At 73.5% G+C, this 18,431-nt stretch carries 17 protein-coding genes and 1 riboswitch; of the genes, 6 read left to right on the top strand and 11 right to left on the bottom strand.

The features are described from left to right. Positions 1-34: 34 nt before the first annotated feature. Positions 35-1,165 carry an MFS transporter gene (locus tag ABZX96_RS27765; RefSeq protein WP_355549637.1) on the top strand — a complete coding sequence of 377 codons (1,131 nt, stop codon included), beginning with the start codon at positions 35-37 and terminating at the stop codon, positions 1,163-1,165. 288 nt (positions 1,166-1,453) lie between these two features. Beyond that, entirely contained in the window at positions 1,454-1,882 is a 429-nt protein-coding gene (locus ABZX96_RS27760; protein WP_355549635.1) for a Fur family transcriptional regulator, read from the top strand. Between the two features lie 70 nt (positions 1,883-1,952). On the opposite strand, the gene mtnB is transcribed toward ABZX96_RS27760, so the two are convergent. The 3 genes from mtnB to ABZX96_RS27745 are packed head-to-tail and all read right to left on the bottom strand — an operon-like array spanning position 1,953 to position 3,852. Beyond that, positions 1,953-2,555, bottom strand: coding sequence for a methylthioribulose 1-phosphate dehydratase (gene mtnB, locus ABZX96_RS27755; protein ID WP_355549633.1), 603 nt, complete (start codon positions 2,553-2,555; stop codon positions 1,953-1,955). Next, positions 2,552-3,271: an acireductone synthase gene (gene mtnC / locus ABZX96_RS27750; RefSeq protein WP_355549632.1), complete on the bottom strand. Its 720-nt coding sequence runs from the start codon at positions 3,269-3,271 to the stop codon at positions 2,552-2,554. The genes mtnB and mtnC overlap by 4 nt, the downstream gene beginning before the upstream one ends. Further along, entirely contained in the window at positions 3,268-3,852 is a 585-nt protein-coding gene (locus ABZX96_RS27745; protein WP_355549630.1) for a cupin, read from the bottom strand. The genes mtnC and ABZX96_RS27745 overlap by 4 nt, the downstream gene beginning before the upstream one ends. A gap of 236 nt (positions 3,853-4,088) precedes the next feature. On the opposite strand from ABZX96_RS27745, the gene ABZX96_RS27740 reads away from it, so the two are divergent. Beyond that, complete coding sequence (locus ABZX96_RS27740; RefSeq protein WP_355549628.1) at positions 4,089-4,739, top strand: hypothetical protein; 651 nt, start codon at positions 4,089-4,091, stop codon at positions 4,737-4,739. A 151-nt stretch (positions 4,740-4,890) separates the two neighbouring features. Here the strand turns inward: ABZX96_RS27740 and ABZX96_RS27735 are convergent, their stop codons facing one another. The 4 genes from ABZX96_RS27735 to ABZX96_RS27720 all read right to left on the bottom strand — a co-directional run bounded on the left by ABZX96_RS27735 (position 4,891) and on the right by ABZX96_RS27720 (position 7,921). Then, on the bottom strand, positions 4,891-5,604 hold the full coding sequence (locus ABZX96_RS27735) for a response regulator transcription factor (protein ID WP_355549626.1): 714 nt from the start codon (positions 5,602-5,604) through the stop codon (positions 4,891-4,893). A gap of 216 nt (positions 5,605-5,820) precedes the next feature. Further along, complete coding sequence (locus ABZX96_RS27730; RefSeq protein WP_355549624.1) at positions 5,821-6,237, bottom strand: VOC family protein; 417 nt, start codon at positions 6,235-6,237, stop codon at positions 5,821-5,823. 10 nt (positions 6,238-6,247) lie between these two features. Then, positions 6,248-6,667: a helix-turn-helix transcriptional regulator gene (locus tag ABZX96_RS27725; RefSeq protein WP_355549623.1), complete on the bottom strand. Its 420-nt coding sequence runs from the start codon at positions 6,665-6,667 to the stop codon at positions 6,248-6,250. 777 nt (positions 6,668-7,444) lie between these two features. Continuing rightward, entirely contained in the window at positions 7,445-7,921 is a 477-nt protein-coding gene (locus ABZX96_RS27720) for a cyclic nucleotide-binding domain-containing protein (RefSeq protein ID WP_355549621.1), read from the bottom strand. Between the two features lie 906 nt (positions 7,922-8,827). On the opposite strand from ABZX96_RS27720, the gene ABZX96_RS27715 reads away from it, so the two are divergent. Further along, a complete protein-coding gene (locus ABZX96_RS27715) occupies positions 8,828-11,179 on the top strand; it encodes a phosphoketolase family protein (protein WP_355549650.1) in 2,352 nt (783 codons plus the stop codon). Positions 11,180-11,256: 77 nt separating this feature from the next. On the opposite strand, the gene ABZX96_RS27710 is transcribed toward ABZX96_RS27715, so the two are convergent. The 4 genes from ABZX96_RS27710 to ABZX96_RS27695 all read right to left on the bottom strand — a co-directional run bounded on the left by ABZX96_RS27710 (position 11,257) and on the right by ABZX96_RS27695 (position 15,082). Further along, positions 11,257-11,964, bottom strand: a complete 708-nt coding sequence (locus ABZX96_RS27710) for an endonuclease (RefSeq protein WP_355549619.1) — start codon at positions 11,962-11,964, stop codon at positions 11,257-11,259. Between the two features lie 213 nt (positions 11,965-12,177). Beyond that, positions 12,178-13,311 (bottom strand): LLM class flavin-dependent oxidoreductase, encoded by a 1,134-nt coding sequence (locus ABZX96_RS27705; protein WP_355549648.1) that lies wholly within the window; start codon positions 13,309-13,311, stop codon positions 12,178-12,180. Positions 13,312-13,445: 134 nt separating this feature from the next. After that, positions 13,446-13,952, bottom strand: coding sequence for a GNAT family N-acetyltransferase (locus ABZX96_RS27700; RefSeq protein ID WP_355549618.1), 507 nt, complete (start codon positions 13,950-13,952; stop codon positions 13,446-13,448). Continuing rightward, positions 13,952-15,082, bottom strand: coding sequence for an LLM class flavin-dependent oxidoreductase (locus ABZX96_RS27695; RefSeq protein WP_355549616.1), 1,131 nt, complete (start codon positions 15,080-15,082; stop codon positions 13,952-13,954). Before ABZX96_RS27695 ends, ABZX96_RS27700 begins: the two co-directional genes overlap by 1 nt. A 905-nt stretch (positions 15,083-15,987) precedes the next feature. Further along, positions 15,988-16,174: riboswitch (cobalamin riboswitch) on the top strand. A gap of 58 nt (positions 16,175-16,232) precedes the next feature. Here ABZX96_RS27695 and ABZX96_RS27690 point away from each other — a divergent pair. Both ABZX96_RS27690 and ABZX96_RS27685 read left to right on the top strand, forming a co-directional pair. After that, complete coding sequence (locus tag ABZX96_RS27690; RefSeq protein WP_355549615.1) at positions 16,233-17,270, top strand: ABC transporter substrate-binding protein; 1,038 nt, start codon at positions 16,233-16,235, stop codon at positions 17,268-17,270. Continuing rightward, the gene (locus tag ABZX96_RS27685) at positions 17,267-18,343 is read left to right on the top strand and encodes an iron chelate uptake ABC transporter family permease subunit (protein ID WP_355549614.1); all 1,077 of its coding nucleotides are present in this window, start codon (positions 17,267-17,269) and stop codon (positions 18,341-18,343) included. The genes ABZX96_RS27690 and ABZX96_RS27685 overlap by 4 nt, the downstream gene beginning before the upstream one ends. Positions 18,344-18,431: the final 88 nt, after the last annotated feature.

Below are 18,431 nucleotides of genomic sequence, written 5' to 3'. Positions count from 1 at the left end.
GCACGCGCTGGCCGTGCTGCTGGTCGGATTGAACATGCGGCCCGCCATCGTGGCCGTCTCCCCGCTGCTGGACGACATCCGGCACGCCACCGGCATGTCCAACACCGCCGCCGGGGTGCTGTCGACGCTGCCCCTGATCTGTTTCGGGATCTTCGCTCCGCTCGCCCCCCGGCTGGCCCGGCGCCTCGGGATGGAGCGCACCCTCTTCGCGGTGCTTCTGGTCCTGCTCGGCGGTGTCGCCGTCCGCCTCGCTCCCGACCTGCCGCCCCTCTTCGCCGGGACCTTCCTGGTCGGAACGGCCGTGGCCATCGCCAACGTCGTCGTCACCGCGTTGATCAAACGGGACTTCCCCCGGCAGGTGGGACTGATGTCCGGCCTGCACTCCACCATGCTCGTCGGCGGTGGCGCGGTGGCCGCCGCGCTGACCGTGCCGCTGCGGGACGGGCTGTCCCTCACGTGGGCCGGTGGGCTCGCCTCGTGGGGAGTGCTCGCGGTGGCCGCCGTCCTGGTGTGGGCGCCGCGCCTGAGGGGCCGCGGTGGCGCCCTGCGGAATGACGCGGGGGCAGCGGCGGGCGCCGGTGCGGGGCGGTCGGTGTGGCGGGACCGGCTGGCCTGGTCGGTGGCCTTGTTCTACGCGTTCCAATCGGTGATCTACTACACGTCGACCACGTGGCTGCCCACCTTCTACATCTCCCACGGGTTCTCGGAGAGCCGGGCCGGAGTGCTGCTGGCCGTCTGCATGGGCTTCGCGGTGATCACGTCCGTCCTGGTCCCGGTGTGGGCGCAGCGCTCGCGGCGGCAGAGCCACCTCGCGGTGCTCGGGAGCGCCCTGTGTGCCGTGGCCGTCGTCGGCCTGATCTCCGCGCCGACCGCCGCGGCCACGCTGTGGGCCGCCCTGCTCGGCCTCGGACTGGGAGCCGTCCTGAGCCTCGGCATCGCCTACATGTCGATGCGCGCGGGAAGCGCCCATGACGCGGGGCTGCTCTCGGCGATGTCCCAGTGTGTGGGGTACCTGCTGGCCGCCGTGGGCCCCGCCCTGTTCGGCTTCGCGCGCGACCTCACCGGTGGCTGGACGGCGGGCCTGGCGGGGGTGGTGGTGCTGGCCGTACCGATGGCCCTCACCGGTGCGCTCGCCGGTCGCGGAGGCCAGGTGACACCACGCTGAGGAGGCGACGACCCGCGGAGTCTCGTCCTTGACCCGGTCAAAACTGGCGTCTTACAGTGCACGCTGGGCCCACGTACGTACGTCCACGCACGTCACAGCCCTCCCGGCCCCGTCCGCCTCGGCGGACGGGGCCGGAAGGGGCGTACCGGGGCCCGCCGCGACGGAAGAGCGGTGGTGCGGCCGGCGGTGCCGGAGACCACGTGGTCACGCGTTCTCCCCTGTCGGTCCCGGCGGACGCGTGGGAACCGGCGCGGCGCCCGGCGTTGACCGCGAGGGGATGTGAGGGACATGGACCAGGTGGCCGACCTGCTCAGGGCCAAGGGGCTGCGCAACACGGCGCAGCGCCGCGCCGTACTGACCGCCCTACAGGGCCACCCGCACTCCACGGCCGCCGAACTGGAGCACCGCATCGGCGCTTCGGGAACGTCCTCCGACGGGCTCTCCCGGCAGGGCCTCTACAACGTCCTCGACGACCTCACCCGCTCCGAGCTGATCCGCTGCATCGAACCCGCCGGGTCCCCCGCGCGGTACGAGTTGCGCGTCGGCGACAACCACCACCACCTGGTGTGCAGGAACTGCGGACGCATCGAGGACGTCGACTGCGGCGTCGGCCGGGCCCCCTGCCTGGACCCCGTGGAACGCAAGGGGTTCAGCATCGACGAGGCGGAGATCACCTGGTGGGGACTGTGCGACCGCTGCCAGTCCCCGAAGGGCTGAGGAAACCCGCCGCAGGCGCGGGGGGACCCGGGCTCCGAACCCGCCGTCCCCCAGCTCCCCCCGCCCCGCCTCACCTCTCCGTCAGCTCCAGTTCGAGCAGCCACTCCACGATCTCCGTGTGGTGGCGGGCCTGGAGCGGCGTGGCGCCCCACGCGTAGAGGCCGTGGCCGGCCACGACCACGGCGGGTACGTCCGGGTTGCGGGCGGCTTCCAGGCGGTCGCCGAGTTCCGTCATGTCCTGGCTGTTGGCGATGACGGGCAGGGTGACGGCCACGCCGTGCGCGGGCCGGCCGATGCCCTTGAGCATCTCCAGGTCCCGGAAGACGATCCCGCCCGGCCGCCGGCGGCCCATCGCCACCGACGCCACCGTGTGCACGTGGACGACCGCCCCGGCGCCCGTGAGCGCCGCGACCCGGGCGTGCAGCGCGGCCTCCGCGGACGGCTTCCCGCCGTCCACGGCCATGCCGAACGCGTCCACCAGCACCACGTCCGACGCCGACAGCTCCCCCTTGTCCCGCCCGCTGGCCGTGACCGCGAGCCGCAGCGGATCGCGGGACACCACGACGGACAGGTTCCCCGACGTGCCGCGCATCCAGCCGAACGAGGCGAAACGGGCGGCCTCGGCGGCGAGCACCGCGCCGGCCTCCGCCAGCTCCTCCCGCGCCGCGCTCATGTACCGCTCCTCGTCGGAAGGACCTCGTCGAAGGTCGCCGCAGTCGGGTGGTCGCCGACGTCCTGCGCGTAGTACGGCTCGCCCGGCCGCCGGATGCCGACGGTCCGCCAGCCCGCCGCGCGCGCCGCGTCCAGCTCGCCGGGCCGGTCGGTGAGGAAGAGGATGCGGTCCGGGGCGGTGCCGAGGGAGGCGGTGATGCGGCGGTAGGCGTCCGGTTCCTGCTTGGGGCCCGCGTTCTCGGTGTCGTACCACCCGGTGACCAGCGGCAGCGGACCACCGTGCGGACCGCCGCCGAACCAGGCGCGCTGGGCCGCGACGGAACCGGACGAGTACACGTGCAGCCGGATCCCCGCCGCGTGCCACCGCCGCAGCGCCGGCACCACGTCGTCATAGAAGTGCGGGACGAGTTCCCCGGAGGCGAACCCCTCGGACCAGATGACGCCCTGGAGGATCTTCAGGGGCGTCGCCTTGCGGTCCTCGTCGAGCCAGGCACCCAGCACCTTCTCGATCCGGCCGGCGTCGGCGCCGGGCTCGCCGAGCAGCTCCCGGACCTGGGCGACGGCCCGCGCCACCTCGGGCTCCTCACCCCGGGCGGAGAGCAGCGCGCCGAAGCGGGAGCGCGCGTACGGGTACATCACGTCGACGACGAAGGCCGTGGCGCTCGTGGTGCCCTCGATGTCCAGCACCACGTCGTCCACGGCGAACCGGTGGCTCATGCGCGGTACCCCGCGGCGATCGTGTCGTAGTCGGGGAAGCGCTCGGCGATGCGGTCGCCGGTGAAGTTCCCGACCCAGCCGTCCTCCTCGTGGAAGAAGCGGATCGCGGTGAAGGACGGCGAGGTGCCCATGTCGAACCAGTGCGTGGTGCCGCGCGGTACGCCGAGCAGGTCGCCCTTCTCGCAGAGCACGGCGTGCACCTCGTCGCCCACGTGCAGGTAGAAGATCCCGGAACCGGAGACGAAGAAGCGGACCTCGTCATCGTCGTCGTGGGTGTGCTCCTGAAGGAACTTCTCCCGGGCGGCCTTGGCCTTCGCCGGGTAGCCGGGGTCGTCGCCCGGGTGCAGGCCGAGGACGTCGACGGTGGTGAACCCCTCCTCGGCGTTCAGCTTCGCGATCTCGGGCCCGTACGCGGCGAAGACGGTCTCGCTGTCGGCGTCCTTCGGCACGTCCGGGCGGACCGGCCACCGCTCGTACCGGACGCCGAGCGGCGCGAGGGCGGCGGCGATCTCGGCGGGGTCCGTCGTGCGGCGCAGGACGGTGTCGGGACCGGACGCGGGCCAGGTGGTCAGGAGGGTCATGGCGACTCCAGGTGACGGAAGCGGCGGGGCGGTACGGGCACGGGGGCACCGCCCCGGGGTCGGGTGCCGGTGCGCGGATCGTAACGCCGGACCCCTGCGCGGCGGGATGTGGCGTGGGCGGCCGTCTCACTTGCCGGGAAGGCTCGGCAGTCCGGCCGGGTCGCCGAGGGCGGCCTCGTCGGTGAAGGCGACCGTCCGGCGGTGACACCGGGACAGGGCGGTAGGACGCTGAGCCCATGGACGCTGCCCGCGTGGTCCTGGATTTCGTCAAGGCGCTGGTGTGGCCCGCCGTCGTGGTGTTCGTACTGCTGCGGTACCGGGACGACGTACGGGAGAAGATCCTGCAGACGAAGCACCTCGCCACGCCGCTGGCCACCATCGATTTCGCCGACGAGGTGCGGGCCGTCCAGCGCGAGGCCGTGCGGATGGAGAGGGAGAGCGAGGAGGAGGCGGGCGGGGAGGACGTGGAGGCCCATATGGCGCGCGCCGGACGGTGGTTCGAGGACCTGTACGGGGTCGCCGCCTCCCACCCCCGCGTGGCCATCGTCCGGGCCTGCGAGAAGATCACGGCCCAACTCGCGGAGGCCGCCGCCGAAGTGCTCGGAACGGCGGACGACGCACGGGCCCGCCTGGCGCCGGTGGCGGGCGAATCGCCGTGGACACTGCCCGTCCGGCACGCCCGCGTCCTCACCGAGCACGGCTGGAAGGCCAGATGGGCGGAGCTGACGAACTCACTGGTGCGTCTGCGCTACCGGCCGCTGGGCCATTACGTCAGCCCGGAATCCGCCGCCGAGTATCTGGAGAGCTGCGCCTTGCTGGCGGGCGCGATCGACGCGTTCCTCGCGGGGCGGCGGGATTCCGGGAGCCGGGCTTCAGAGGATCGGTGATGGGCGCGAGGCCGCCTGGAACACGCTCCCTGCCGGGCGCGGGGCCGCCGGTCGGCGGCCGTGGGGCTTCGGGACCCGTGTCCGGAACCCGGGGCGTCACCGAGTCCACCTGCCGGTGACGCCCCGGGGGTCCTGTGTGCGGCCCGGAACGTCAGGCGTGCGGACCGCCCGGCCCCTGCCCCGCCTCCCGGACCCGTTCGGCCAGCACGGCGGCCTGCACCCGGCGGCCCACGCCGAGCTTCGAGAGGATCGCGGAGATGCGGTTCTTGACGGTCTTCTCCGCCAGGTACAGCCGCTCGGCGATCTGCCGGTTGGTCAGCCCCTCGCCGATGAGGTCGAGGATCTCCCGCTCGCGCGGGGAGAGCCGGGCGAGCTCGGGCGGCCCGGCGTCCACCTGCCCGCCGCGCACCCGCGCCATGACCCGGGCGGTCACCCCGGGATCGAGCAGGGACCGGCCGGCCGCGACGGTGCGGACCGCCGAGATCAGGTCGGAGCCCTTGATCTGCTTGAGCACGTAACCCGCCGCGCCCGCCATGATGGCGTCGAAGAGCGCCTCGTCGTCGTCGAACGAGGTGAGCATCAGGCAGCCCAGGTCGGGCATGCGCGTGCGCAGTTCGCGGCACACCTCGATGCCCTCGTGGTCCCCGTTCTCGTCCCCCGAACCGAGCCGCACGTCCAGCACCGCCACCTGGGGCCGCAGCGCCGGAACACGTGCCAGGGCCTCCCGGCCGTCGGCGGCCTCGCCGACCACCTCGATGTCGGGCTCGCCGTCCAGCAGGTCCCGCAACCCCCGGCGGACCACCTCGTGGTCGTCGAGCAAGAAGACCCGGATTGGGTCGGGCACCTCCGGTATGGGTGCGGTCATGGCACGCTGCTCCGTCCCTGGTTCACGGTCGGCCACCGGTCGTGGTCCTTTGGCCCCAGCATTCCCCGCCCGTGCGGACGGGGGAAGGGCCGACCGGCCCTGTTCCGGCCGGCCGGCCGCTCGCGAAGCGCCCGGGGCGGGGCCGGACGAGGACGGCCGGGGACGCCGGGTGCGTCCCCGGCCGGATGCCGGGCGTCCGGCGGGCCGGACCGTGGCCTACTTCTTGCGGGCCTGGACGAAGCGCAGCATGTTGCCCGCCGGGTCGCGGAAGGCGCAGTCGCGGACGCCGTACGGCTGGTCGACCGGCTCCTGGAGCACCTCGCCCCCCGCGGCACGGATGCGTTCGAACGTGGCGTCGCAGTCCTCGGTCCCGAAGAGGACACCGCGCAGCAGGCCCTTGGCCAGCAGTTCCGCCATGGCCTGCCGGTCGGCGGGCGAGGCGTTCGGGTCCGCGAGGGGCGGTTCGAGGACGATGTCCACATCGGGCTGCGACGGTGCGCCGACGGTCACCCAGCGCATCCCCTCGAACCCGACGTCCTTGCGCACCTCCAGGCCCAGAACGTCCCGGTAGAAGGCGAGCGCCTTGTCATGGTCGTCGACGGCGATGAAGCAGGTGGAAAGCTTGATGTCCATGCGCTTCACGCTAGGGGCGGCGCGGAGGTTTGGCTTCTCCATTCCTGACCGGTCGCGTGTGGATCTTGGCGACGCAGGGCGGGACGGCGGCGCCCTCGTCATGGCGGCGGGCCCGGTAGGCACTCGGGCTCTCGCCGACCAGTTCGGTGAACCGCGAGCTGAACGAGCCCAGCGAGGTACAGCCGACCGCGAAGCAGACCTCCGTCACCGACAGATCACCCCGCCGCAGCAGTGCCTTGGCCCGCTCGACGCGGCGCGTCATCAGGTAGCTGTACGGCGTCTCTCCGTAGGCGGCGCGGAAGCTGCGGGAGAAGTGCCCCGGTGACATGAGCGCGACACGGGCCAGCGCCGGAACGTCGAGCGGCTTCGCGTAGTCGCGGTCCATCAGGTCACGGGCCCGGCGCAGCCGGACGAGGTCCTCCAGCGTCATGCGCCCACCCTCCCACAGCGCCGGACGCCGCCGGGTTCCCCGCGGTACGCGGACCGGCCGGTGCGGGGTGGCCGCCACGGCGGCCGGGGTTGTCACGGCGGTCATGGCCGTTACGGCCTGCGACCGCGGACGGGGAGGTGCGGTGCGCGGTCCGGTGGGCCTCGTACGCCCCCCGGGGCTCCGACGCACGGGCCGTACAGGGCGCGGGACATCGCCCGCACGACGGGTGTCCGCCCCTTGCCGCCGGTGGACAGCCCGGACACGTACGCCCGGGCCCACCCGGCGCGGGAGGCAGACCGGGATGGGGACCGGTCCGGGCGGAACGGCGATGCGGACCGGTCCGGACGGAACGGCGATGCGGACCGGTCCGGACGGAACGGCGATGCGGACCGGTCCGGACGGAACGGCGATGCGGACCGGTCCGGACGGAACGGCGATGGGGACCGATCGGCCGGGCACGGCCGCGCCGTTCTGCCGACGGCGGTCGTGGGGGAGTGGCGGACCGATCGGCGGGCCGCTGGTGGTGGGATGGCGGGCGTCGTACGCGCCGTGGTCGCCTTGGCCGTGTTCGGGGGAGTGGTGATGATCATGAAAGTGGTCTCCACCAGGTGGGTGCGGTAGTCGTCATGGTGCTCGCGGTGATGCTCCGCTCGTCGCCCGGGAGCGGGAGCGGAAGCCGGATCACGATGGGGGAGGGGATGGCGGACGGGAGCGCGTTCGCGGCAGGGCTCACGGCACGGAACGCGGCAGGGCTCACGGCAGGCTCGGCGACGGCGCTCACCGGGGGAGCCCGCTGCCGTACGGCCCGTAGAGATCCAGCAGCCGGCTGCGGCCACACTCCAGCCGGTGTCCGATGACCTCGGCCACCGCCAGGGTCAGGGCGTAGCCGAACGCGCCGTCCTCGCGGCACGCGCGCCGGACCTCCTCGGCGTCGAACTCCCAGGCCCGCACGGGGCTCTGGGCCTCCGCGCCCATGTGCCAACTGCGCGGCGGGAACATCCAGGACCAGCCCAGCAGGTCGCCCGGGCCGAGCGTCTCGATCGGCGCGGCGCGGCGGCCGGGGACGCGCAGGTCCAGGGAGACGCTGCCGGTGCGGATGATCCAGAACCGGTCGGCCGTCCGGTGTTCCTCCACGATGCGGGCGCCGACGGGGAAGGAGACCTCGTGGGCCAGCGTCATCAAGCGGTCGTGGTGGTGGTCCGGGAGCGATCCCAGCCGCCCGGTCATGGTGCGCAGCCTCGAAGTGGTCATCATGGGGCCGCCTCCTCGTGCGTGGGGGAGCCGGACGCGGCTCGGCGTCCGGCACCGTCGCCTCTTGGTGGTGTCGCCGTCGCCCCCGTACCGGACGGAGTGGCGTACGCGACCGACGCGGTCCGGCTTCGCGAACCGGTCGTCCTACCGGCAGGACAGGTGGGGGTTCGTGGCGTGGGTGCCCGGCGTACCGGCCCGCGCTGTCAGGGCGTCTTCGGGCCGGGCCGCCGGACACCCGTGCCTCCCGGGTGCCGGTTTCCCGCTTTCTCCCTTCGCTCCACAGCCTCTGCCGTGGACGTGTGCGCCGGGATGGGCCGAACAGCCCCGGCGCCAGGCCGTTCGGGCACGGAACGGACCGACGCCGTCCGCCGGTTGGTGGCGGGGCGGCCGGCGCGTACGAGAGGCACGGGATGCCGCGCGCGGAAGGGCCGTCCACCGCGTACGGAAGGGTCGTCCACCGCGTACGGAAGGGCCATCCACCGCGTACGAAGGAGCCGGAGGCACCGGGTCCCGCGCAGGGAGGGTCCAACGCCGCATCCGGGGGGCCGGACGATCCCCCGCCCCGCTCCGTCCGGCCTCTCGGCCCCCCGGTCACTGGTGGCAAGGATGTCCGGCGGTGCTGTTGCCCGTTCCTCGTGTCCGCGCGAACGTGAGGGCCCGAGGGGGACGGCCGCCCCTTGATCCGAACCGTTCAGCGCGCGGCACGCCCGAAGACGTGGCCCGCCCACCCGGACAGCCGAGGACCGCCCGGCCCCACCCACCCCGCGAAAAGCCCGGCCCACCCCGCTCCGGACCACCCCACCACGCCCCCGCCCCCGACCAAGGAGGAAAACCGTGAGCGACCTCAGCACAAGCGGCGACGTACCCGGAGACATATCCGGCGGCGCGCCCCTGCCGGACCCCGCGGCCTTGGACGACGCCGAGCTCCAGGCGCTGGACGCCCACTGGCGCGCGGCCAACTACCTGGCCGTCGGGCAGATCTACCTCCTGGACAATCCGTTGCTGCGCGAACCCCTGCGCCCGGAGCACATCAAGCCGCGGCTGCTCGGCCACTGGGGCACCTCACCGGGGCTCAACCTGGTCTACACGCACCTCAACCGGGTGATCAGGGCGCGCGGCCTGGACGCGATCTGTGTGTGGGGGCCGGGGCACGGCGGGCCGGCCGTGCTGGCGGGCGCCTGGCTGGACGGCGGGTACAGCGCGACGTACCCGGACGTCTCCCGGGACGCGGACGGGATGGCGCGGCTGTTCCGGCAGTTCTCGTTCCCCGGCGGGGTGCCCAGCCACGTCGCGCCCGAGACCCCCGGCTCCATCCACGAGGGCGGGGAACTGGGCTACTCCCTCGCGCACGCCTATGGGGCCGCGCTGGACAACCCCGATCTTCTGGTCGCCTGCGTGATCGGGGACGGCGAGGCGGAGACGGGGCCGCTGGCGGCGTCCTGGCACGCGAACACGTTCCTGGACCCCGTGCACGACGGCGCGGTGCTGCCCGTCCTCCACCTCAACGGCTACAAGATCGCCAACCCGACGGTGCTGTCCCGGCTGCCGGAATCCCAACTCGACGCCCTGTTGCGGGGCTACGGCCACCATCCCCTGTTCGTCACCGGCGACGACCCCCACCAGGTGCACCGCGACCTGGCCCGCGCCATGGACCAGGCGCTGGAGCTGATCGGCCGGTTCCAGCGGGCCGCCCGCGAAGGCGGCGAGCAGGGCAAGCCCCGCTGGCCGGTGATCGTGCTGCGCACCCCCAAGGGCTGGACCGGCCCGGCCACCGTGGACGGCGTTCCCGTGGAGGGCACCTGGCGCGCGCACCAGGTCCCGCTCGCCGGCGTACGGGAGAACGCCGGCCACCGCGAGGCACTGGAGGGGTGGCTGCGCTCCTACCGCCCCGAGGAACTCTTCGACGACCAGGGGCGCCCGCTTCCCCTCGTCCTGGCCTGCGTGCCCGAGGGCGAGGCCCGGCTGAGCACCAACCCGCACACCAACGGCGGCCTCCTGCTGCGCGATCTGCCGCTGCCGGACCTGGAACGCCACGCGGTGGCCGTGGACAAGCCCGGCACCACCCTGCACGAACCCACCCGTGTGCTCGGCGGCCTGCTGGAGCGGGTGATGGCCGCCACCGCCGACCGGCGGGACTTCCGGGTGGTCGGTCCGGACGAGACCGCCTCCAACCGGTTGCAGGCCCTCTTCGGCGTCACCGGCAAGGCGTGGCAGGCCGCCGTCCTGCCCACCGACGAGCACCTGGCCCGGGACGGGCGGGTGATGGAGGTCCTGTCCGAGCACGTGTGCCAGGGCTGGCTGGAGGGCTACCTGCTCACCGGGCGGCACGGGATCTTCTCCTCCTACGAGGCGTTCGTGCACATCGTCGGCTCGATGGCCAGCCAGCACACCAAGTGGCTCAAGGTCGCCCGCGACCTGCCCTGGCGCCGCCCGGTGGCCTCCCTGAACTACCTGCTGACCTCACACGTGTGGCGGCAGGACCACAACGGCTTCTCGCACCAGGACCCCGGCTTCATCGACTACGTCCTCAACAAGAGCCCCGAAGTCGTCCGCGTCTACCTGCCGCCGGACGCCAACACGCTGCTGACCGTCGCCGACCACGTGCTGCGCAGCCGCGACCGGGTCAACGTCGTCGTGGCCGGCAAGCAGCCCTGCTTCGACTGGCTCACCCTCGACCAGGCCCGCGCCCACTGCGCCCGCGGCGCCGGCATCTGGGAGTGGGCGGGCACCGCCACCGGCGACCGGGAGCCGGACGTGGTGCTGGCCGCGGCCGGTGACGTGCCCACCCAGGAGGTGCTGGCCGCGGCCGGCCTGCTCCGCGACCACCTGCCGGACCTGGCCGTCCGCGTCGTCAACGTTGTCGACATGACGCGGCTGCTGCCGCAGGAGGAGCACCCGCACGGCCTGACCAACGCCGAGTTCGACGCCCTGTTCACCCGCGACCGGCCGGTGATCTTCGCCTACCACGGCTACCCGTGGCTGATCCACCGGCTCGCCTACCGCCGGACCAACCACTCTCACCTGCACGTCCGCGGTTACAAGGAGATGGGGACGACGACCACGCCCTTCGACATGGTCGTCCGCAACGACATGGACCGCTACCGCCTGGTCATGGACGTCATCGACCGCGTCCCGGGCCTGTCCGTCCGCGCCGCCCCCCTCCGCCAGTCCATGGAGGACCTCCGCACCCGCCACCACACCTGGATCCGCGCCCACGGCACCGACCTCCCGGAGGTCGCGGAATGGGCCTGGCAGGGGTGAGCCGGAGGCAGCCGGGACACCGGAACCGAAGAAGATCCGTACGGGGAACGGGCCGCCGGGCGTCCTGCACAGCCCCGTCACTTCCCCTTGTGGCCGCTGCCGTCCCCGTCCTCGTCGTCCTCCTCCTCCAGGGCGTGCCCCTTGTCCAGGGACGCCCGGACGAGGGCGGCGGCGAAGACGGCCGGGGACGCGTCGCCGATCAGCGGGGCGAGGGCGTCGGGTTTGCCGGGTAGGCCGAGCTGCTGGGCGCCTTGCAGGGCCTTCTTGTCCAGATAGGGGGCGACCTCGGGCCACACCCCCTGGACCTCGCGCAGGAAGATGTCCGCGCCGGTCGGCCCGAGGCCCGGCACCTCCTGGAGGAGGCGGCGCAGGGAGGCGGTCGTCTTGCCGCCTCCCTTGTCGTCCGCCTCTTCGCGCGCCGCCTTCCGCAGGCGGCGCAGGTCGCCGCCGTACTTGTCCAGCACCAGTTCGGCGCCTTCGCCGAGCTGGGTCGCGGTGCGTTCGTCGTAGCGGCGGTAGCCGCCGCGTCCCAGGGCGTCCACGCGATCCTGCCAGCTCGCCTCGGCCATCCGCCGGGCGTCGCCCATTCCGCCGTCGTGCAGCGCGCGGGCCGCCGCGAGGGCGGTGGAGCTGCGGATGCGGGCGCTCAGCAGGACGGACATCACCAGCAACCGGTAGAGCGGCTGCGGGGTGTCCTTCAGGTGGATGCCCGCCTCGTCGGCGTACGTGCGGCCGTAGGTGTCGAGCAGTTCGCGGACGGCCTCCTGCTGCCCGGTCTTCGTCATGGCGGCGGCTCCCGTGCTGCCCAGGAAGGATGAACGGTCCGTGCCCGACCGTCCCGGGAACGAGGGCGGCCCGCCCCAGGTCGCCGGTCCGGTCGGCGCGCCCCGTACGCCGCGCGGCGCCCTCGGGTGCCGCGGACGGGAGCGCTTCCTCCGCTCAGCGTGCCGGACCGGGCGGCGTTCCGCACCCGGAGGCGGAATCGCGGCGCGGGCCTTTCAGGTGACGGGGCGGGACACGGCGGGTGACGGTGGGCCGGCGGGTGCGTTTGCCCCGGGTGTCCGCGGGTCCTCCGGCTCCCACAGCGCCGTCGGCGCCTCGCGGCGGACCACGGGGGCGACCTCCTCGGCGAACCGCTGGAGCTGCTCGCGCTGCCGGGATGGGCTCAGGCCGTAACCGTCGACACTGATGGACTGCAGATCGTGCCGGTACACCTCGTGGTACCCGAGGATCTTGTCGATGACCTGCTGCGGGCTGCCGATGAGCTGGGGCCCGTTCGCGATGGCGTCCTCGATGGTGCGGAAGGGCGTGTTGTACCCGGCCTTGCCCTCCAGGTGCGGCTTGAAGCTCTGGCGGACCCGGGCCTCGTACTGCTCCTTGAACTCGCGGACGGCCTGCTGGGGGGTGTCCGCCAGATAGAGCCCCCCGGAACCGGCCGCCACGTAAGCCCGCGCCGGATCGTGCCCGTACGCCGCGAACCGCTCCCGGTAGTGCCGCAGCAGCCGCGCGTACGCCTCCCGGGGCTGGACGGCGTTGGCGGTGAACAGCGGATCGCCGTGCCTGGCCGCCAGTTCCGGCGAATTCAGGCTGGTGGCGGAGCCGTGCCAGACCCGGGGCGGGCCCGCGTACGGGCGGGGCACCGTCGTGACGTCCTTGAGCGGCGGACGGAACCGGCCGGTCCAGTCCACGTGCTCCTCCCGCCACAGCCGCCGCAGCAACTCGTACTTCTCCGCCTGGTACTCCCACTGGAGCTCCTCGTCGAGCCCGAAGAGGTCGAAGTGCCCGGCCTCCGCGCCCTTGCCGACGACCAGCTCCACTCGCCCCCGGGAGAGCTGGTCCAGCGTCGCGTAGTCCTCGGCGACCCGGACCGGGTCCAGGATCGCCACGACGGTGACGCCGGTCATCAGCCGGATGCGGCGGGTCCGGGCGGCGAGCGCGCCGAGGAGCACGGTGGGGCTGGACGAGAGGTAGTCCCCCGCGTGCCGCTCCCCGACGGCGTACGCGTCGAAGCCGAGCCGCTCGGCCTCCACGCCGATGTCGACGACCTCCGCCAGCCGGTCGGCGGCGGAGCCGAGTTCTCCGGTGAGGGGGTGCGGGGCGTGACCGATGATCGTGAGGACCGAGAACTTCATGGGGTGACCGGCCTTCCTGGGGGTCGTCATACGGGGGGACTGCGGTGGTCTGCCGGGCCCGGCGTTCGGCGCGGCGGCGCTGCTCCGGACGGGAGCCGGGCCCGGGAGCGTCCCCCGGGCCCGGCCCGTTCAGCTCATCCGGCTCCCGCCCCGTCGACGAGATGCTTCTCGAACGGGAGCGAGTCGAGGCTCTCCGGATCGGCCGCCGTGTCGAACAGCGGCGTGTAACCGGCCGACAGATACAGGGCCTTGGCCTCCGGCTGGCGCGACCCGGTGGTCAGGAAGACCCGCCGGTAGCCGCGGGCGCGCGCGATCCGTTCCAGTTCGGTGACGACGCGCCGTGCCAGTCCGCGCCTGCGGTGCGCCGAGTGCGTCCAGATCCGCTTCAGCTCGGCCCCGGTCGCGTCGTACCGGCGGAACGCGCCCCCGGCGACCGGATCGCCGTCCTCCAACAGGAGCAGCAGCACACCGTCCGGGGGCGCGAAGTCCCCGGCGGGGTAACGGGTCATCTCCCGGCGGGCACTCGCGCCGTAGCGTCTGAGGTACTCGTCCTCCAACTCGGCCAGCATCGGCCGGGCCAGCGGGTGACCGGCCCCGACCCGCGCCCAGGTGGCGCCGGCGGGCTCGGCGACGGACGTCATCAGCGGGCCGCCGCGACGGGCCGGGCGTCGGCGGCCTGGCGGGCGGCGTCGCGCTTGGCGACCTCCTCGCGCACCAGCGGGATCACGTACCGGCCGAAGTCGATGGCGTCGGACAGCAGGTCGTAGCCGCGCGCGGAGAGGATGTCCACGCCCAGGTCGTAGTAGTCCAGCAGCGCCTGCGCCACCGTCTCCGGCGTGCCCACCAGGGCGTTGGAGTTGCCCGCGCCGCCGGTGGCCGCGGCGGTCGGGGTCCACAGCGCCCGGTCGTAGCGCTCGCCCGCCTCCGCGATGGCGACCAGCCGCTGCGACCCGGCGTTCTCCGGCGCGTCCCGGTGCCTGCGGGCGAGCGGGGAGTCTCCCTGCGCCGTACGGGCCTTGATCGCGCCGACCGTGCGGTGGGCCTTCTCCCAGGCCAGTTCCTCGGTCGGGGCGATGATCGGCCGGAAGGCGACCTGGATGCGGGGCACGTCCGTCCGCCCGGCCGCGCGCGCCGCCTCCTTCACCGCGGCGATCTGTTCCGCGGTGCGCTCCAGGGGCTCGCCCCACAGGCAGTAGATGTCCGCCTCGGCGCCGCCCGCCGCGTAGGCGGCTGCCGACGAACCGCCGAACGAGACGCGCGGGCGCGGCTGCTGGACGGGGAAGACGTCGCTGACGAAGTCGTGGAAGCGGTAGTGCTCCCCCTCGTGGTCGAAGGGCTCGTGCGTCGTCCAGATCTTCTTGACGATGCGGATGTACTCGCGGGTCCGCGCGTAGCGCTCGTCCTTGGTCAGGGTGTCGCCCTCGCGCCGCTGCTCGTGGTCGTTGCCGCCGGTGATGAAGTGGACGGTGAGCCGCCCGTCGCTGATCTGGTCCAGCGTGGCGAACGTCTTGGCGGCGAAGGTCGGGTAGGAGACGTTCGGCCGGTGCGCCAGGAGGATCTGGAGCCGGTCCAGGTGGGAGGCGAGGTACGCGGCGGCCGGCGCCGGGTCGGGCGATCCGGCGCCGTACGCGAACAGGACCCGGTCCCAGCCGTGGTCCTCGTGGGCGCGGCCGAGCCGGAGGGTGTACTCCTTGTCGAACGCGGGGCCGGAGCGGGCCCGGGTTTCGGAGCCGTCGTTGGTGGCGGCGATGCCGAGGAATTCGACCGGCATGGGAGACCTTTCGCGCGAAGGGCGGGGGAGGAACCGCGTCGGGCCGGTGGCCGCGTACGCGGGGGACGACGACCGGGGCGTGCGGGGGCACGGCGGGGGCGAGGCTGCCGCGCGGGCGTCGCCGAGCGGGCCCGCCGGACGGTCGTCGGCGGGTGGGGCCTGCGATCGTCAGCGGGAACGCGTCAGTGAACGCCGGCGGACGTCGTCAGCGGACGTCAGCGCGGGGTGTCGCCAGGGGAGGGCAGCCGGTGCTCGGCGGTACGAAGACGCGCCGCCGCGAGGAAAACGGCCGTACGGTGCGCCGACGGAAAGAGATGCCGCTCGGGCGGCCTGCTGCCGGGGACGTCGTCAGACGCAACACGAGGCGGACCACACCCGACCGAAGTCGATGTGGCCGCGGATAACCAGCGGCAGCGGCTTCTGCATGACCTCAGTGGAACACCGCCGTTCGACGGAAGTCAACTGCTGTTCGAATGGCGGGTGGTGGGGTCCGGGGTGCCGGGTCGGTGACGGGTGTCGCGCGGGCCGCCCGAAGACGATCATGGGCGGCAACCGGCAACCGGCAACCGGCAACCGGCAACCGGCACCCGGCACCCGGCACCCGGCACCCGGTGTCCGTGGACGGTGCTTCGCGACCATCTGCGGACGGGCGTCGCGCGGGCCGCTCGAAGACGATCACGGATGGCACCCGGCACCCGGCACCCGGCACCCGTGGACGGTGCTCCGCGAGTATCCGTTATCCGTTCACGGCGCTCCGCGGAGATCGCACGCCCTCGTGATAGACGGCCACCCAAGGCAGCGGCCCGCGCACGGCCCGCCCCGCACGAGACCCGCCCCCGCACAAGATCACCATCCGCGCCCGGCAGCCCCGGCCAGCGCCCGGAGAGGGAGGTGAAAACCCCTCGTGATAGCTTTCCGGGGCCAGTCATACCCGCAGATCAGGGCCAGGGAATCCGGTGCGAATCCGGAGCTGACGCGCAGCGGTGAGGGTGACGGGCGGAGCACGGCCACTGGATCGACATCGGTATCTGGGAAGGCGCCCCGTCCGCGTGATCCCGAGTCCGAAGACCTGCTGGCACCTCCGTCCGCGGCCGGGCGGGGGATCGTGACCCAGGCTCCGCGTACGAGCCGTGAGACGCAGAGGGAACGTGTGTCCTCCATACCCCGCCGTGTTCGCCTGTCCGCCCTGCTCGGGATCGGCATCCTGCTGCTGACGGCCTGCGGCGGCGGCCCGGCGCCCGCGGCGAAGTCCGGCGGCGGCGACGGATACCCGCTCACCCTGACGAACTGCGGCCGGAAGGTCACGGTCGAGCGGCCCCCGCGCCGTGCCGTCTCCCTGGACCAGGGTTCGACGGAGATCCTGCTCTCCCTGGGGCTCGCCGACCGCATGGTGGGCACCGGCACCTGGACGGACCCGGTGCTCAAGGGCCTGGAGAAGGCCAACGCGAAGGTGCCGCGGCTCGCCGACCGCTACCCCTCCTTCGAGAAGGTGCTCGACAAGGAGCCCGACCTCGTCACCGCGTCGTTCCTCTACACCGTCGGCAAGGGCGGCGTGGCACCCCGCGAGCGGTTCGCGGAGCTGGGCGTCCCGGCGTACGTGTCGCCCGGCGACTGCGCGGACAAGGACAACAGCGGCGACGGCGACGGCGTCCGCACCAAGCCCCTCACCATGGACACCGTCTACGGGGAGGTGCGCGACCTCGCCAGGATCTTCGGGGTGGAGGAGCGCGGCGAGAAGCTCGTCGGCGACCTGAAGGCCCGGGTGCGCGCGGCGACGAAGGACATCGACGCCTCCAAGGCACGGGTGCTCTACTGGTTCGCCAACTCCGACGCTCCCTATATGGCGGGCTGCTGCGGTGCCCCCGGCGTCATCACGCGGGAGCTCGGCGCGAAGAACGTCTTCGACGACACCCGCGAGGAATGGCCGCAGATCAACTGGGAGACGGTCGCCGACCGCGACCCGGACGTCCTGGTCCTCGGTGACCTGACCCGCAAGTCGCAGAGCGCCGAGAGCGCCCGGAAGAAGATCGAGTTCCTGGAGTCCGACCCGGTGACCCGGAACATGACCGCCGTCAAGAAGAAGCGCTACGTCCTGCTCAGCGGCCAGGCGATGAACCCCACCATCCGCACCGTCGAAGGCGTCGAGAAGGTCGCGGCGGCGCTCCGCGACTACGGGCTCGCCCGATGACGGCGACGCGTACTCCGGAACGGACCGCGCCCCCTGCGCGCAGGGAGGCGCGAGTGCTGCGGCGCGGGCTGCTGTGGGCGCTCGGGGGCGCCGCGCTGGTGATGTCGGTCGCCATCGCCGTCACCATCGGCCCCGCCGACCTCTCGGTCGCCGACGTGGGGTCCGCGGTGTCCGCGCACCTCTTCGGCGGCGAGTCCGGCACCTCCGCGATCCGTGACGGCATCGTGTGGAACCTGCGGATGCCGCGGACCGTCCTGGCGGCCCTCTGCGGCGCCGGGCTCGCCCTGTGCGGCGCGGTGATGCAGTCCCTGCTGCGCAACCCGCTCGCCGACCCCTTCGTCCTCGGCGTCTCCTCCGGCGCCTCGACCGGCGCCGTGGCGGTCGTCGTCCTGGGGGTCGGCGGGGGAGCGGTGTCCGTCTCGGCGGGCGCGTTCCTCGGTGCCGTCTGCTCCTTCGGGCTGGTCCTGCTGCTCAGCCACACCCTGGGCGGCACCACGGACCGGGTGGTCCTCTCCGGTGTCGCCGCCATGCAGCTCTTCTCCGCGCTCACCTCGTTCGTCGTCCTGACGGCCGCGGACGCCGAGGAGACCCGCGGCGTGCTCTTCTGGCTCCTCGGCTCGCTCAGCGGGGCGGGCTGGCAGGACGTGTGGCCCGCGCTGGCCGTCCTCCTCCTGACGCTGCTGGTGTGCGGCGGGCACGCCCGCACGCTCGACGCCTTCGCCTTCGGGCAGGACGCGGCGGCGAGCCTGGGCGTGACGGTGGCCCGGACCCGGCTGGTGCTGCTGTGCGTGACGGCGCTCCTGACCGCGGTGCTGGTCAGCGTGGCGGGGGCGATCGGCTTCGTGGGCCTGGTGCTGCCGCACATCGCCCGCGCCCTGGTGGGCGCCGCCCACGGCCGCCTGCTGCCGGTCACCGCGCTGACCGGCGCGGTGTTCATGGTGTGGGCGGACACCCTGGCCCGCACCGCACTGGCGCCACAGGAGGTGCCGGTGGGCGTGATCACGTCCCTGGTCGGGGTGCCCGCGTTCGTCCTCGTCCTGTACCGGGGGCGCGGCGGACGGGGGGCGTCGTGACGGCACCGGGGGCGGGGCCGGAGGCCGGGGCGGACAACGATGGTGACCGCATCGGGCCGGACGCCGGAACCGGCACGGGCACGGCCTC

The sequence above is a fragment of the Streptomyces sp. NPDC003077 genome (genome assembly GCF_040611095.1).
In the GTDB taxonomy this organism is placed as follows: Bacteria; Actinomycetota; Actinomycetes; order Streptomycetales; family Streptomycetaceae; genus Streptomyces.
The sequence above is the reverse complement of the archived record's forward strand: the minus strand, read 5'-3'. Positions and strand labels throughout refer to the sequence as shown.